Origin of the sequence: Leeuwenhoekiella sp. MAR_2009_132, from assembly GCF_000687915.1 — a bacterium.
Lineage (GTDB): Bacteria > Bacteroidota > Bacteroidia > Flavobacteriales > Flavobacteriaceae > Leeuwenhoekiella.
The window spans coordinates 480,689-497,813 of record NZ_JHZY01000004.1; the positions used below are offsets into that span (position 1 = coordinate 480,689).

Annotated in this window: 12 protein-coding genes; 5 read left to right on the forward strand and 7 right to left on the reverse strand. The window is 36.0% G+C overall.

The window, feature by feature from the left end; all coding sequences use genetic code 11:
• Positions 1 to 9 precede the first annotated feature (9 nt).
• The 7 genes from rplW to rpsL all read right to left on the reverse strand — a co-directional run bounded on the left by rplW (position 10) and on the right by rpsL (position 5,053).
• Positions 10 to 300 carry a 50S ribosomal protein L23 gene (rplW, locus tag P164_RS10525; RefSeq protein WP_028376351.1) on the reverse strand — a complete coding sequence of 97 codons (291 nt, stop codon included), beginning with the start codon at positions 298 to 300 and terminating at the stop codon, positions 10 to 12.
• Positions 301 to 305: 5 nt separating this feature from the next.
• A complete protein-coding gene (gene rplD / locus P164_RS10530) occupies positions 306 to 935 on the reverse strand; it encodes a 50S ribosomal protein L4 (RefSeq protein ID WP_028376352.1) in 630 nt (209 codons plus the stop codon).
• Positions 935 to 1,546 carry a 50S ribosomal protein L3 gene (gene rplC, locus P164_RS10535; RefSeq protein WP_028376353.1) on the reverse strand — a complete coding sequence of 204 codons (612 nt, stop codon included), beginning with the start codon at positions 1,544 to 1,546 and terminating at the stop codon, positions 935 to 937. The genes rplD and rplC overlap by 1 nt, the downstream gene beginning before the upstream one ends.
• Positions 1,547 to 1,721: 175 nt before the next feature.
• Positions 1,722 to 2,027, reverse strand: a complete 306-nt coding sequence (rpsJ, locus tag P164_RS10540) for a 30S ribosomal protein S10 (protein ID WP_009779180.1) — start codon at positions 2,025 to 2,027, stop codon at positions 1,722 to 1,724.
• 10 nt (positions 2,028 to 2,037) lie between these two features.
• Entirely contained in the window at positions 2,038 to 4,170 is a 2,133-nt protein-coding gene (gene fusA / locus P164_RS10545) for an elongation factor G (RefSeq protein WP_028376354.1), read from the reverse strand.
• A 6-nt stretch (positions 4,171 to 4,176) separates the two neighbouring features.
• A complete protein-coding gene (gene rpsG / locus P164_RS10550) occupies positions 4,177 to 4,653 on the reverse strand; it encodes a 30S ribosomal protein S7 (RefSeq protein ID WP_028376355.1) in 477 nt (158 codons plus the stop codon).
• A 25-nt stretch (positions 4,654 to 4,678) separates the two neighbouring features.
• Positions 4,679 to 5,053: a 30S ribosomal protein S12 gene (gene rpsL / locus P164_RS10555; RefSeq protein ID WP_009779177.1), complete on the reverse strand. Its 375-nt coding sequence runs from the start codon at positions 5,051 to 5,053 to the stop codon at positions 4,679 to 4,681.
• A 168-nt stretch (positions 5,054 to 5,221) separates the two neighbouring features.
• On the opposite strand from rpsL, the gene P164_RS10560 reads away from it, so the two are divergent.
• The 5 genes from P164_RS10560 to P164_RS10580 all read left to right on the forward strand — a co-directional run bounded on the left by P164_RS10560 (position 5,222) and on the right by P164_RS10580 (position 17,069).
• Complete coding sequence (locus P164_RS10560) at positions 5,222 to 6,904, forward strand: ShlB/FhaC/HecB family hemolysin secretion/activation protein (protein ID WP_028376356.1); 1,683 nt, start codon at positions 5,222 to 5,224, stop codon at positions 6,902 to 6,904.
• A gap of 259 nt (positions 6,905 to 7,163) precedes the next feature.
• Positions 7,164 to 10,433: a SusC/RagA family TonB-linked outer membrane protein gene (locus P164_RS10565; RefSeq protein WP_028376357.1), complete on the forward strand. Its 3,270-nt coding sequence runs from the start codon at positions 7,164 to 7,166 to the stop codon at positions 10,431 to 10,433.
• 10 nt (positions 10,434 to 10,443) lie between these two features.
• Positions 10,444 to 11,895 (forward strand): SusD/RagB family nutrient-binding outer membrane lipoprotein, encoded by a 1,452-nt coding sequence (locus P164_RS10570; protein ID WP_051621333.1) that lies wholly within the window; start codon positions 10,444 to 10,446, stop codon positions 11,893 to 11,895.
• 371 nt (positions 11,896 to 12,266) lie between these two features.
• Entirely contained in the window at positions 12,267 to 15,467 is a 3,201-nt protein-coding gene (locus tag P164_RS10575; protein ID WP_028376359.1) for a SusC/RagA family TonB-linked outer membrane protein, read from the forward strand.
• A 6-nt stretch (positions 15,468 to 15,473) separates the two neighbouring features.
• Entirely contained in the window at positions 15,474 to 17,069 is a 1,596-nt protein-coding gene (locus P164_RS10580; RefSeq protein WP_028376360.1) for a SusD/RagB family nutrient-binding outer membrane lipoprotein, read from the forward strand.
• Positions 17,070 to 17,125 lie beyond the last annotated feature (56 nt).

Genomic DNA, 17,125 nt, shown 5'->3' on the forward strand with positions numbered 1-17,125 from the left:
TTGTTTGTCTTAAATGTTATTATAAAAATCAATCACATCACCTTCCGCCACCTGTACAATAGCCTTCTTAAAGCCTTTTGTTTTACCAGTGATCATACCAGATTTTGTAAATTTGGTATTACGATCTGGGCGAACGTTCATTGTTCTCACTTTAATTACCGAAACGCCATAAGCTGCCTCTACGGCATTTTTCACTTGGATCTTATTAGCACCGGGATTTACTTCAAATGTATAACGGCTGTTAAGCTCACTATCCATAGTCGCTTTTTCGGTAATCACGGGTTTTATTAAAATACTCATGTCGTTTACTTACTTAAAGTTTGCTCAATTTCTTCTAGAGACCCTTCTAAAAACACTACATTATGAGCATTCATAATTTTATAAGTGCTTAATTCTGAACTCATTACAACTTCAGAGGTCTTTAAATTGCGTGACGACAAATATACATTATTATTCGACTCACCCAACACAAACAAAGACTTTTTATTATCTAGGCCTAAAGCCTTTACAACGTCAATAAAATCTTTTGTCTTAGGAGTATCAAATTTGAAGTCTTCAACAATTATTATAGCCTTGTCATTTGCTTTTAATGTTAGAGCAGAACGACGCGCCAAACGCTTTAAACCTTTATTCAATTTAAATGAATAATTACGAGGTCTAGGCCCGAACATACGTCCACCACCTCTAAATACACCAGACTTTATACTACCAGCACGAGCTGTACCCGTACCTTTCTGTTTTTTAATCTTACGTGTACTACCTGAGATCTCTGCACGCTCCTTAGCTTTATGCGTCCCCTGTCTTTTGTTAGCCAGGTGCTGCTTTACATCTAAGTAAATAGCGTGATCATTAGGTTCTATTGCAAAAATAGCGTCAGAAAGGTTTGCCTCTCTCCCTATTTCTTTTCCTTTAATATCAACTACTGCTACTTTCATTATCTTTCAATAATTACATAAGCGTTTTTGTGACCAGGTACACAACCTTTAACCACAAGTAGATTCTTTTCAGCAACTACTTTTAAAACTCTTAAATTTTGAACTTTAACTCGCTCATTCCCCATTTGACCAGCCATACGCATACCTTTAAATACACGAGCAGGATAAGAAGCCGCACCAATAGAACCAGGAGCTCTTAATCGGTTATGCTGACCGTGAGTAGATTGACCTACACCACCAAAACCATGACGTTTTACAACACCCTGGAATCCCTTACCTTTAGATGTACCTATGACATCTACAAACTGACCTTCTTTAAAGACATCTACAGACACTGTATCGCCTAAATTGTACTCCCCATCAAAATCTTGAAATTCGACAATTTTACGCTTTGCAACTGTACCCGCTTTCTTGGCATGGCCTTGAGCAGCTTTAGTTGCAGTCTTTGCGTCATCGAAACCTAGCTGAAGAGCACTATACCCATCAACTTCTTCAGTTCTGACTTGGGTAACAACGCAGGGACCTGCTTCTATAACTGTACAAGGAATATTCTTCCCGTTCTCGTCAAAGATGCTGGTCATACCCACTTTTTTTCCAATTAACCCAGACATATTAATTATTATTGATTATTACTATTTTACTTATTTATTTATCGTTTGGCAAAAGCCAAAATAAAAACAGGGTCAAAATACTTTCAACCCTGAATGTATTTTTATCCGTTTTTCCCTCGCACGCAGCTTAGGACATTTTGAGAAATTAGGGCTTAAAATCAAAGCCCTAAAATACTTATACTTTAATCTCTACTTCAACACCACTTGGCAATTCAAGCTTCATTAACGCATCAATCGTTTTTGAAGAAGAACTGTAGATATCAAGCAAACGTTTGTAAGAGCTAAGCTCAAACTGCTCACGAGATTTCTTATTCACGTGAGGAGAACGTAATACTGTAAAGATTTTTTTGTGAGTAGGAAGTGGGATTGGCCCAGTCACTACAGCACCGGTACTTTTTACCGTTTTTACGATTTTTTCAGCAGACTTATCTACTAAGTTATGATCGTAAGATTTAAGTTTTATTCTGATTTTCTGACTCATTTCTTAGTAATTAAGCGTTAGCAATTCCTTTAGCCGCTGAAATAACATCCTGCGATACGTTTGCCGGAGTTTCTGCATAGTGTGAAAATTCCATAGTAGAAGTTGCACGACCTGAAGATAAAGTACGTAAAGTAGTTACGTAACCAAACATTTCAGACAATGGCACAGTTGCTTTAACAACTTTTGCTCCTGCACGGTCACCCATACTAGTCATTTGACCACGACGTCTGTTAAGGTCACCCACGATATCACCCATATTTTCTTCTGGAGTGATAACTTCAACCTTCATTATAGGCTCAAGAACTACAGCACCTGCAGCTTTAGCAGAAGCTTTAAATCCTAATTTAGCAGCAAGTTCAAAAGATAATGCATCAGAATCTACCGGGTGGAAAGAACCATCCTTAAGAGTAACTTTCATAGCATCAACTTCAAATCCTGCTAATGGACCGTTAACCATAGCTGCTTTAAATCCCTTTTCAACAGAAGGAATGTATTCTTTAGGAACGTTACCACCTTTAACAGCATTAACGAATTCTAAACCAACCTTACCTTCTTCAGCAGGCTCAAGTGTAAATACGATATCAGCAAATTTACCACGACCACCAGATTGTTTTTTATACACCTCTCTGTGATCTGCAGCTCTTGTAATCGCCTCTTTGTATTCAACTTGTGGTTGACCTTGATTAACCTCTACCTTAAACTCACGTCTAAGACGATCAACAATAATATCTAAGTGAAGCTCACCCATTCCAGATATAATTGTCTGACCAGAAGCCTCATCAGTACGAACCTGGAATGTTGGATCTTCTTCAGCAAGCTTAGATAAAGCCATACCTAATTTATCAACATCTGCTTTAGTCTTAGGCTCAACTGCGATACCAATTACCGGATCTGGAAAATCCATACTTTCAAGAACGATAGGATGCTTCTCTGAAGTTAAAGTATCCCCTGTTTTAATATCCTTAAAACCTACAGCAGCACCAATGTCACCAGCTTCAATAAAATCAATTGCATTTTGCTTGTTAGCGTGCATCTGGTAAATACGTGAGATACGTTCTTTGTTACCTGAACGATTGTTCAATACATAAGAACCAGCATCTAAACGACCTGAATAAGCACGGAAGAATGCTAAACGCCCCACGAATGGATCTGTAGCAATTTTAAACGCAAGAGCAGCAAAAGGCTCATTTACGTCTGGCTTACGCCATTCTTCTTTTTCTGTATCTGGGTTAACACCTTTAATCCCTTCTTTATCTACTGGAGAAGGCAAATAACGACATACAGCATCTAGTAAGAATTGTACACCTTTATTTTTAAAAGCAGAACCACAAATCATAGGAATAATAGACATATCCATTACAGCAGCACGAAGAGCAGCATGCACTTCATCTTCAGTAATAGAGTCTTCATCTTCCATGTATTTCTCAAGTAAGTTTTCATCATAAGCAGCCACCTCTTCGATTAGCATACCACGATACATTCTTACTTCTTCTTTCATTTCTTCAGGAATAGCAACAACATCAAAAGTCGCTCCCTGAGTTTCATCATGCCAAACTACAGCACGATTCTTAACCAGGTCAATAATTCCTCTAAAGTCAGCTTCATCACCAATTGGCAAAACGATAGGCACTGCATTAGAACCTAACATCTCTTTAACTTGCTTACAAACCTCTAAGAAGTTAGAACCCTGACGGTCCATTTTATTAACAAAGCCCATACGAGGTACTTTGTAGTTATCAGCAAGTCTCCAGTTAGTTTCAGATTGTGGCTCTACACCATCAACTGCACTAAATAAGAATACTAAACCATCTAAAACACGTAATGAACGGTTAACTTCAACTGTAAAGTCAACGTGACCAGGAGTGTCAATAATATTAAAGTGATAGTCTTTAGAATCAGGAAGAGGTTGTGCATTTTCCATTGGAAACTTCCAAGAACAAGTTGTTGCAGCTGAAGTAATAGTAATACCACGCTCCTGCTCTTGCTCCATCCAGTCCATAGTTGCAGCACCATCATGCACCTCACCTATTTTGTGACTAACACCAGTATAATAAAGTATACGCTCTGTAGTCGTGGTTTTACCCGCGTCAATATGAGCCGCAATACCTATATTTCTTGTATATTTTAAATCTCTTTGTGCCATTTTTTTTTAGAATCTAAAGTGAGAGAATGCTTTATTCGCTTCCGCCATCTTATGAGTATCTGTACGCTTTTTAACAGCAGCACCTTCTTCTTTAGCAGCAGCTAAAACTTCTGCAGCTAATTTAGAAGCCATCGATTTTTCGTTACGCTTACGTGAGTAACTAATCAACCACTTCATCGCAGTTGAAATCTTGCGATCTGGTCTAATTTGCATAGGTATTTGAAATGTAGCTCCACCTACTCTACGGCTACGTACTTCTACGTGAGGCATAACGTTAGATAATGCATCTTTCCAAACTTCCAAAGCAGTTTTTTCTTCGTTGTTCTTCTTTTCTTCTACGATATCCATTGCATCGTAAAAGATTTTAAAAGCTACCGACTTCTTACCATCCCACATCATCATGTTTACAAAACGCGTAACAAGTTGATCGTTAAATCTTGGATCTGGTAAAAGAGGTCTCTTTTTGGCCTGTCTTTTTCTCATTTCTTTTCTTTAAAAGTGTTGATAATTACTTCTTAGGGCGTTTTGCACCATACTTAGAACGACGTTGTAGTCTTCCCTGAACACCTGCGGTATCCAAAGCTCCACGTACAATGTGATATCTAACTCCTGGCAAATCCTTTACCCTTCCGCCTCTAACCAATACTATCGAGTGCTCTTGTAAATTGTGACCCTCACCACCAATGTATGCATTCACCTCTTTACCGTTAGTCAATCTAACACGCGCAACTTTACGCATTGCAGAGTTAGGTTTCTTAGGTGTAGTGGTATACACACGGGTACAAACCCCGCGGCGTTGTGGGCACGAATCTAAAGCAGCCGATTTACTCTTCTTGGTTATTTTGGCTCTTCCTTTTCGTACTAATTGTGAAATTGTTGGCATAATTTCCTTTACCTAATTATAGTTAATCTAATAGCCCCTCTTCTAAGGGCTTGCAAAGGTATAAAATAAAATGAGTAATTCAAGCTATAATTCATTAATTTTCAAAGGTATTTCTAAACACGTTCAAAAATAGGTTCTATCATATTACTCAACAAGAATTACAGCCCATTGAAAATATACTTCACCATCCTCACTTTATTAATTTTTTACACGCCGTTATTTAATATAGTACTGGCTCAAAATCTCACTCTAGAAGTTAAGACTATAAATCATGAGCAGGATAGTATTGCAGGCATTTATTTTCAACAACGGAAATTTGACAACTTCAACTTATTAAATGAAAGTATTTCGAAAGCTAAAGAACAATTAGAATCTTCAGGATATTTCAATTATATAATAGACAGCTTAAATTTTAAATCTGAAACAGTTTGCACAATTGAATTTGACAGCGGAAAGAAAATTGATAAAATACAAATTTCAACAAATGATGAACTTGTAAAAAACTATTTAAAAAAACTCAACTTAAATTATAAGGACACCTATTTTATATTACCTCTAGATAACCTAAGCACTACTCTTAATCAATTTACTGCATTTGAGGCTCAAAATAAATTTGCAACCACGTCCTTTCAATTAAAGAATCTAGTAATTCGGAATGCAATGGCATTTGCAACTTTATATATTTATAGACAAGAATCTAAATCTAATGTAACTGTTGCAATTAAGGGCTATCCCAAATTTCCACATGCTTTTACTAAACACTATTTGAAATTAAATGGCAGAGTTGACAAAAATTACCTATTAGAAAAGGCAGAGACCTTTTACAAATTACCTTTTATAGAGCAGCTGAAAGAACCTGAGGTTCTAATTAGCAATCAGAACTCAAAATTATATTTGTATACCAGCAAAACAAAAGCAAATCGCTTTGAAGGGTTTCTTGGATTCAGAAATAACGAAAATAACACAAATGTTAAGCTAAACGGGAATATAGAAATCAACCTTCTGAATAATTTTAACTTTGGAGAATCTCTAGACTTTATTTTCAATAATGGTAATAACCAACAAAGTTTAAATCTCACTACTCGACTACCTTTCTTATTTAAATCACCTATTAGCTTAGGAGCCCAATTGAACCTTTTTAGAAAAGATTCAACATTCTCAACATCTTATCAGAAAATTAATCTAGATTATTTTATTACGAGCAATACTCAAATTGATGTCTTCACTAGTTTAGAAAAATCAACACTTTTACTAAAAGACACAGCGCTTTTATTAAATGATTACACTAAAAATGAAATGGGTGTCAATGTAAAACACAGCTCATTTCCTGTAATTAATAAGTTAAAAAGTCCAATCGAATTAAATTTAACGCTCGGCTTAATCAACCGTAAAACTCCAGAAACAAAAACGAAAGACAACCAATTTAAATTAGAATTTAATGCTCTTTATCTCTTACAATTCACAAATAAGCATCACCTTCTATTAGAAAGCACAAATAAAATTTTAGAATCGAAAACATTTTATACAAATGAACTATTTCGCCTTGGCGGAATAAAAAGCATAAGAGGTTTTAGAGAAAATCAATTATTAGTAAATAGATACCATCTCATACGAAGCGAATATCGCTATATAATTTCTAAAAAGATTTACTTCAACACAATTACAGATTTTGGTTTAATTGAATATAAAAATCATGATGAACTTAATTTTATTTACAGTATAGGTCTAGGAACTACTATCTCAACTAGAGCAGGCGCAATTCAAATAAACTTCGCCAATGGTAATCAAACTAAACAAAATTTCGCTCTTTCAAATACAATATTACACATAGGCTTAAAAACTCAATTTTGAGTAAAGAATAGCACTTTTATAAGACAAGCCTTACAGCCACACAAAACACAAAACTAATTAACGTATTTTAACAGAAATAATCTATCTTTTTAATAATTACACTTTAAAATAATTAATATTAATACAAATATTCAATGGTTTCTTGATTTAACATTAATAATATAATTATTAACAAATATTTAAAATATTAATCTAATTAATTGTTTTCCAAATATTTTTTATTGATTTTTAGCACGGCTAATTCAAATAAATTTCAAATATGAAAACAAGATTACATGGTTTCCTAACACTATTAGTAGTGTTAATCATGCAAATTTCATTTGCACAAACAAAGACCGTATCAGGTACTGTTACGGACGACACGGGAGTACCACTCCCAGGAGTTAATGTTGTAGTTAAAGGCACAACTCAAGGAACTCAAACAGATTTTGACGGTAAATTCTCGATTTCTGCTTCAGAAGGGGGAGTTATTGTATTTTCTTATGTTGGTTTTGCTAATAAATCACAGACCGTTGGATCCTCAAATACAATGAATATTTCGCTTGAAGCTGGCGAAATACTTGATGAAGTAGTTATCAATGCTCTGGGCATAGAAGTTGATAAAGCTACTCAAGCATCCTCTATTTCTGAGGTTAGTGCTAGCTCTGTTCAATCTTCTGGAGAAACTAGCATAACAAAAGGACTTGCAGGTAAAGCATCTGGTGTACAAATCATAAGTTCATCCGGAGATGCTGGTTCTAGTGCATTCATACAAATACGAGGTCAAAGTACTATTACAAGAAGCCTACAACCATTAATTGTTGTTGATGGTATCCCTATCAGTAACGACGAGGTAGGTAATGGTGTTGGAGGAGTTACACAACAGTCTCGCTTAGGAGACCTAAATCCAAATGACATTGCAAGCGTTAAGATTCTTAAAGGAGCTTCTGCTGCTGCATTATGGGGGGCTAGAGCAGGAAATGGAGTTGTTGTAATTACAACTAAGAAAGGAAAGGGAATGGATAAAGGCTCATTAAAGGTGTCAATATCTTCAACCGTGAGTTTTGACGAAACTAATGATGTATTAGACACTCAAAGTATTTTTGGGCAAGGATCTAATGGCTCTTACGCAGGAGGAACTCAAGCAAATTCCTGGGGTGATAAAATAAGCTCACGAGCTGGTGGCCCAGACGATGTAAATTCTTCTTCTCCAAATTATTTTGTTGCCAGAGATGGTACAACTTACTATCCAATTTTAGCAAAAAACAGCAGAGAAAATTTTAACGATTCTAATTACGACGCGGTAATTAATCAAGGTTTATATCTTGAGAACAATATTAGCCTAAGTGGTGCAACTCAATCAGGAAATTATTTTGTTAGCGTAAGCGATCTTAAGCAGGATGGTATAATAAAAAACAATGATTACAATAGAGTATCATTAAGGCTTAATAGCGAATTTAAACTAAGTGATAAAATAAGATTCACAGGTACTTCTACCTTTTCACAAATTAATTCTAATAGAATTCAACAAGGTTCAAACACTTCCGGCCTTCTATTAGGACTATATCGTAATCCTGCCGATTTTGATATCAGAGACTACATTGGCACACGATATACAAATGGCGTTGTGAGTACTACAAATAGTCAGCGCGCATATAGAAGAGGACTTGGTACTACAGATAGACAATCTCCTATATACAATAACCCATTATGGACAACAGATGTTCAACAAAACCCTAATACCGTCGAACGCTATATTATGGGAGGTCAATTCAATTACAATGCGCAAGATTGGCTAACCTTAATCGCAAGAGCCGGTATTGATCACTACACAGATGAAAGAAAAAGTATATTTCCTATAAACTCTGCAGAAGCAAATGGTAGCGGAAGCGCTACTGAGCGTCTATATACGAGCACACAAACTAACATAGATTTTATTGCCCAGGGAGATTTTTCCATTTCTGATAAATTTGATTTCGGATATCTAATGGGAGCTAACTTCAATAGAAGATTAAGCGAAACCCGTGGTGGTGGATATACCAATTTTATATTAGACACTCAAAAGTTTTTCTACGATAATGCGGTTATTGCAAACAGGTCAACAGTTATAGGTGAAAGTGAAGTCCGCATTATGGCCGGTTATGCTCAAGCAAATTTCAGCTACGACAACCTACTATATTTAAACCTTACTGGTCGCGCTGAAACGGCCAGTACTTATGGTGATTCTAAAACATTTTTCTATCCTTCAGCAGAATTAGGTTTCCAATTTAGCAATCTTATTGAAGACAGAGAACTTCTTTCTAACGGTAAACTAAGATTTACTTTTGGTAAAGTAGGTATAGAACCGGCAGCCTACGCCACAAACACTTACTTTGTAAATGCTTCTGGAGCTGAAGGTTACGGACCAGCATATGATGCTGGAGCCTATGATGGCTCTTTCGTCAGAAGTGGTGTTCAGGGGAACGCAAACCTAGAGCCAGAAAAAAAGACAGAATATGAAGCAGGTATAGACTTAGGATTCTTCAATAATAGACTTACATTAGGAGCAACATACTATTATAATGAAACAGAAGATGCTTTATTTACCGTAGCTATACCTGGATCAACAGGTTTTTCAGGACGTTATGACAATGCTGCTTCACTCGAAAATAAAGGTTTAGAAATAGACTTTAGCTTTGATTTGATCAAGACAGAAAATTTTAGTTGGAACATCTATGGTAATTACTCAAGAAACAGAAATAAAGTAACTTCTCTTGAAGGAACTGAATCTCTCTTTCTAGCTGGCTTTACAGGAGTATCTTCTAGAGCCGTAGAAGGGCAACCAGTCGGAGTTTTATGGGGTGGGCGTTATGCTAGAAATGATGACAACTCTTTAGCTTTAGACACACGTGGATTTCCTACAGTAGCCCTAACTGAAGGAGTGATCGGAGACCCAAACCCAGATTGGAGAGGGGGGCTAGGAACATCAATTAGCTTTAAAGGTATTACAATAAGCACTCTTTTTGATGCTTCAATTGGCGGAGATGTTTGGGATGGCACAAATGGCGCACTTAATAACTTCGGAAGAACTCCAGAAACAGCGAATGAAGTTACAGTTACTGCTGCACAAGCCAACACTATAATAGCTGCAAACGGTCAAACAATTGCTCAAAGACCACAAGCTGTTACAAATCCAGATGGATCAATAACTATACGAGGAAATATAGCTGATTTTGGAGCTGGACCCCGTCTGTTAGATCAAGCCTACTATACAGGAATTGGTGGCGGTTTTGGACCTGTTGGAGAACAATTTATAAAAGATGGGTCATGGGTTAAATGGAGACAAATTACATTATCCTACAAATTTACCAATAGTGCATTAAAAGAAAGCCTAGGTCTTTCTAATATTGAGCTTTCTCTTACCGGAAGAAATTTATGGTATTGGTCTAAAGATGACTTTGGTCAAGATCCAGAATCTAACTTGACAGGAGCTTCAAACGGAAGAGGACTACAGTATTTCAATCACCCAAATACAAAATCATATCTAGGTACTCTTACTATTAATTTCTAATATAAAAAAAATGAAAAATACATTTTATATTCAACTAATATCTTTACTCGCATTTGTTAGTTCTTGTACCAGCTATGTAGATGAGCTTAATGATGATCCCAATCAACCCACCGATGCCGGAATAGCTAACATAATACAGGGAGTGCAACTTTCAAATCAATTCTGGCAAGCCGGAGAGTCTAATCGAACTGCGATGCTCTGGATAAATCAGGGAACTGGTGCCGATAGACAATATATAGCACTTAACGATTGGAATACAGCTCAATCGACAATTTTTGATGGGATATGGAATGAAGCTATGGTAGGAACTATTAGTCAAGCACAAGTCCTTAAAACTAAAGCAACTGCTTTAGGTAATACTTCAACTTTAGGAATGGCCCAAGTTATAGAGGCTAATGCTTTTGGAACTCTTACTTCGCTTTTTGGAGATATCCCTTTTTCAGAGGTAAATAAGTATGAAGAATTCCCCAACCCCAAGTATGAAGATCAAGCTGCGATTTATACGCAAGTACAATCGCTTCTAGATCAGGCCATAGATAATTTACAAACTGCAGCGGGAAGCATAGAAAATGACCTAGTTTACAACGGTGATACATCCAAATGGATAGCTTGTGCATACACTTTAAAAGCAAGGTATTACTTACACGTAGGTAATTATCCAGCGGCCTTAACTGCCGCTCAAAATGGGATAATGGATGCAGAAGGAGATTACAAGGCCTATTTCGGAACAACCTATGGCGCAGACTTCAATCCCTTTTATAGTTTTTTAGTATATGATAGACCAGGATATTTGTCTGCTGCAGATGCGTATGCCCCAAAAATATTAGATCCTTCAACAACATTATATAGAGGTAATAGTAAAACTGACGAATCTGCCAGATTTGCTTTTAATTACTTAAATTTTGAAGAAATCTATAATAGCGGCTATGAATTAAACTTCTTTTCTGTTTTTGATTGGGGAGCACCTGATGGTAAATTCGGAACAGAATCAGATATGCCATTAGTTACCTATGGAGAAAATCTTTTAATTATTGCGGAATGCAGAGCACGCGAAAGTTTTAGCGCCGGTCTTACAGCATATAACAATTATCGCGCTTTACTTGATACAGGATATTCTATAGGACTTGATAATGATGGATATGCAGATTGGGGTGATCCATTCAATTATGATTCATACGTTGCTGCAGATTTTGCAACGGGAGGGTTGGAGAATACAGACGGTATTACACCAAGCAATGCTCTTTTAAGAGAGATTCTAGAAGAACGATACATTTATTTTATTGGTCATTTTGAGTCGTTTGTTGATTTTAACAGAACAAATAATATTGCTGAAATAACCCTAAAATCAGGTTTCAATGGTAATGCAGAACGATTTGTGTACCCGCAAGTAGAGGTAAATGGAAACTCCAATATTCCAATGCCACTTCCAGGTGTTTTAGATCCTACTCCAGTAAATCAGTAATAACATTTAGATTTAATCAAAGAATTTTAAATATAAACGCTCAGAGAATTATCTCTGAGCGTTTTTTCTTTAGTCATAATAAATAATATTAATAAAAATTAAAACTACATCGTTTAAGTAGGTGATCAAAAGAACAATAATAAAAACATCTAACTACTTTAATTTCAGATAAATCAAATACTTTATTAACATTTTTTTACGATATCGAAAAATAACCTATCAAAAAATAGATTTCAATTAGAACATTCCCAAACATTAATAGATTTTAGTGCATTTTCATCAACACTAATTAAAACTTTAAGACATAAAAATTGGTTTTTGAATATTATTTATACAAATTCGCAGCTGGCTAATTCAAATAAATAACAAACATGAAAACTAAATTTAGTGGATTGCTAACGCTTTTACTGGCGTTGGTAGTGCAAATCTCGTTTGCACAAACAAAGCAAGTAACCGGTACGGTTACTGACGGAAGTGGAGTTCCACTCCCGGGAGTTAACATCGTGATTCAAGGATCAACGACAGGTACTCAAACAGATTTTGATGGTAACTATGCTATTGAAACAGAATCAGGATCAACATTAGTTTTTTCTTATGTAGGTTTTGGAGATGTTCAAAAAGTTGTGGGATCATCAACTACAATAAATGTAACACTACAGGCGGGAGAAGCTTTAGATGAAGTTGTTGTAACTGCATTAGGTATCTCAAGAGAAAAAAAATCTTTAGGATATTCTACTCAAGAAGTTAGTAGTGAAGAGTTAACTGAAACTAGAAACAGTAACGCTCTAAATGCTCTATCTGGTAAAGTTGCCGGGGTACAAATTTCAAACGCAAGTGGTAGTCTTGGAGGATCTTCTCGTATTGTAATACGTGGTATTGGATCTATAACTCAAGAAAACAGACCACTTATTGTAGTAGATGGTATTCCATTAGATAACAGTAACTATAACAGCACATCGACTCAAAATGGAGGCGGTGGTCGTGATTTTGGTGATACTGGTTTTGACATCAACCCAGATGATATTGCAAGTATGAACGTACTTAAAGGTGGTGCTGCGGCAGCACTTTATGGTTCACGTGCGTCAAACGGTGTAATTCAAATCACAACAAAATCAGGTAAAAAAGGTAAAGGTGAAGTAACCGTTAATACCGGTATCACTTTTGACGAAGTAAATGTTTTACCTCAAACTCAAAAGCTCTACGGTGGTGGTGGTGGAAACTTTGCCATTGGAGATCAGGGTGGTTTTAACCAGGCTAACATTAACGGTACAACATACAACCTAGTTGATTATGGTACAGATGAATCTTGGGGACCACGTTATGAAGGTCAACAAGTTTTACACTGGGATGCTTTAGATCCTGGCACACCTGGATATTTACAAACTAGACCTTGGTTAGCTCCAACAAACGACGGAAGCACGTTATTTAAAACTGGTTATTCTTACAATAATGGTGTTGCTTTTTCTCAAGGTGGTGAAAATTCAACAATGCGTATGTCTATAAATAACACGCAAACAGAAGGTATTTTACCAAACACTAATCTTAAAAAAACCAGTATCAATTTTAATGGATCTACAAATATTGGAGATAAATTAAAGGTTGATGCTTCTGTAAACTTCACTGTAACAGATGGTTTTAACAGACCTGCTTCAGGATATACAGGAGAAAGTGTAATTCTACAATTATATCAATTTGGTCAGACTTCTCTTGACTACGACCGTTTAAAAGCATACAAGACAGCAGATGGTCGCCAGAGAACTTGGAACAGAACAGCATTTGACGATGCAACTCCACGTTATACAGATAACCCATATTGGGTATTATATGAAAACACAGCTAATGACAAAAGAACACGCTGGTATGGTACTGTAGGTGCTACTTACAACTTTACAGATGATTTTTATGCAGTAGCAAAAGTTTACGGTGATACTTACGACTTTAGAGTTAATCAAAGAACTGCTGTAGGCTCACAAGCGCAAGCTTCATATTCTGAAACAGATAGAGATTTTCAAGAAATAAACTATGAAGGACGTTTACATTATGACAAAAAAATATTTAACGATAAGTTAAGTGTAAATGCATTTGTAGGTGGTAACAGAAGGGTAAATGAATACCATTCTTTAGGAAGTAATACTAACGGAGGTCTAGTAGTTCCTGGTTTTTATAACTTAAGTAACTCAGCAGATAACCCTACGGTAAATGAATTTGATTCAAGAAGACAAATCAACAGTTTATTTGGTTCTGTATCTTTTGGCTACGATAATTTTGCTTATGTAACGGTAACTGGTAGAAATGACTGGTCTTCGACTTTGCCTTCTGCAAATAATTCTTACTTCTATCCTTCTGTAAGTGGTAGTTTTATCGCTTCTCAGTTTATAGATGCTGACTGGTTATCATTCTTAAAACTACGTGCAGGTTATGCAGAGGTAGGTAGTGATACAGACCCATACCAATTAAGCAATGTGTTTGTAGGTAGTAACCCATTCTTAGGTACTGTACCATTTACTTTAGTTAGTAGTAATAAGAATCCTAATTTACTTCCTGAAGAAAAACGTACTTATGAATTTGGTGTTGAAGCATCATTCTTCAATAGAAGGTTAGGTTTTGACGTAACGTATTATAACGAACTTACTAGAGATCTTATTACTCCGGTACAAGTTGACCCATCATCAGGTTTTACTTCAACTGTGTTAAATGCAGGTGAATTAGAAAATAAAGGTATTGAGATATTAGTAAATGCTACTCCTATAATGACCGATGATTTTAGCTGGGATGTAACCTGGAATTTCTCGAAAAACGACAACACTTTATTAAGTTTAGCTCAAGGTCTTGAAACCTTACAAATAACTTCATTTCCATTCAACGGAGTGTCTCTAAATGCTGTTGTAGGTGAGCGTTACGGTCAGATTAGAGGTACAAACTACGTTTATGATGACGCAGGAAACCGTGTGGTAAATGCAAATGGAAGCTATGCAGAAACTCAAGATGTAGAGAATTTAGGTTCAATACTTCCAGATTACAATATGGGTATTAGAAACACTTTTACATACAAAGGTATTAGTTTAGGTTTCTTAATTGACAGACAGAAAGGTGGTAAATACCGTTCTTTAACTAATATATGGGGTAATTACTCAGGTATATTAGAGCAAACAGCTGCAAATAATATTCGTGAAGAAGGCTTAGTACTTCCAGGAGTTACAGGAGATATTAACTACAATGATGATGGCTCTTATACCGTAACAAATACTGCTGAAAATACTCAAGTAATTTCTGCACAACAATACGGTTCAGATTTCTACTTTGGGAATGATAACCAAAACGTTTTTGACGCATCTTACTGGAAATTACGTGAAGTAACTTTAGGATACAGTTTGCCAAAAACTTGGATAGGTGATGCTTTTAGCGATGTTCGTTTAACTGCATTTGGTAGAAACTTGTTTGTATGGGGTCTTGATAACGACAATTTTGATCCTGAAGTTGCAACATCTGGTAGTGGTAACATACAGGGATCTGAAGGTGGTTCTTTACCATCAACTCGTTCTTACGGACTTAATGTTCAATTAAAATTTTAAGAAATAATGAAAAATAAATTTATAATCCTATTAATGCTTGTCATCTCTGCAGGATTTAGTTCTTGCGATGAAGGCTTAGAAGAAGTGAACAGCAACCCGAACGACCCAGAACTTGTTCCTACTGCTAACATCTTTGCTTCTGCAACAAAAAGCTACACAGATTTTAGTCGTGATGCTTTTAACTCAGGTCGTCTAACTCAAGTTTGGCTTCAGTATTGGGGACAAACTGCATATGCAGATGAAGATCGTTATTTATATCGTGAAACATCAGCACAAAGCATATACCAGAACACCTATTTAGTTGCAACAGATTTCAAAGCAATTCTTGATTTAAATACTAATGAAGAAACGCGCGACGATGCTGCTGCTTCAGGTGATAACGATAATCAAATCGCTGCATCTCGTATTATGTTATCTTATATGTTTTATGAGTTAACAAATTTCTTCGGTGATGTTCCTTACTATTCTTATGGTTCTGATGATCCAGATTTTCAAGCTCTTAATGTAGATAATAATCTGACTCCTATATTTGCTCCACAAGAGAAAATATATGCAGATATTCTTAAAGAACTTAGAGCATCTGCAGATATGATCAATACTAGTGCTCCTGTTTTTGTTAGCGGTGATAACATTTTTAATGGTGATGCTGCAAAATGGAAAAAATTTGCAAACTCTTTAATTTTAAGAGTAGCAAATAACCTTAGAGGTACAGATCCTGCAACAGCGACAAGCGCAATTAATACAGCAGTACAATCTGGAGTAATGACTTCAAACGCTGACAATGCAGCACAGGCATATGCTGCAGAAGACTTAAATGCATCACCTTGGTGGAGAGCATTTGTTGTAAGCGGTCGTACAGATTTTGCAGTAGCAGCTCCATTTATCAATTTGTTAAAAGGAGAAACAGGGAATTTTGGTTTAGATCCTCGTTTATTTGAAATGGCAGCTCCTATATCTGCAAGTATCGGTTCTATTACTAGTAACACTTACGAAAGAAGTGAAGATCCTGCAGATTATGAAGGCGCTCCTTATGCATTTAGAAATATGAACGGTCTTAATTTTACTTCGTATTCATTTACTAGTAGTAATGTATTGAAGCAGGATTATAGTGAAGTTCTTATGGAATATGCTGAAGTACAGTTTATTCTTTCTGAACAAAACAACTGGAATCAAACAAACTATGTTAACGGAGTACGTGCATCTATGGAGAAATGGGGTGTTGCTGATGCAGATATTGATGCTTTTGTAGCGACTCTTCCTCCTGCAAGTCAAGAGAATGTTCTTAACCAAAAGTATATAGCATTATATATGCAACCTAACACTGCATATGCTGAATACAGAAAATCAGGTTTCCCAAACATATTATTACTTCCTGGTGACACGGTAACATTACCAGCAAATCAAATTGAAGCACAAGCTCCTGCAAACCGTATAGAATCATATACTTTCGTTTCAGGTGTAAATGGCGTAACTGATTTACCATTTAGATTGAGATATCCTCAAATCCTACAAACACTTAACCGTGAAAATCGTGCTGCAGCTGCTGCTGACTTAGCTAACGGTGACACATTATTAAGTAAATTATTCTGGGACGTTAACTAAGTTAAAGTTCTATTTAGAATATCTAAAACCACCCGTTTACACGGGTGGTTTTTTTA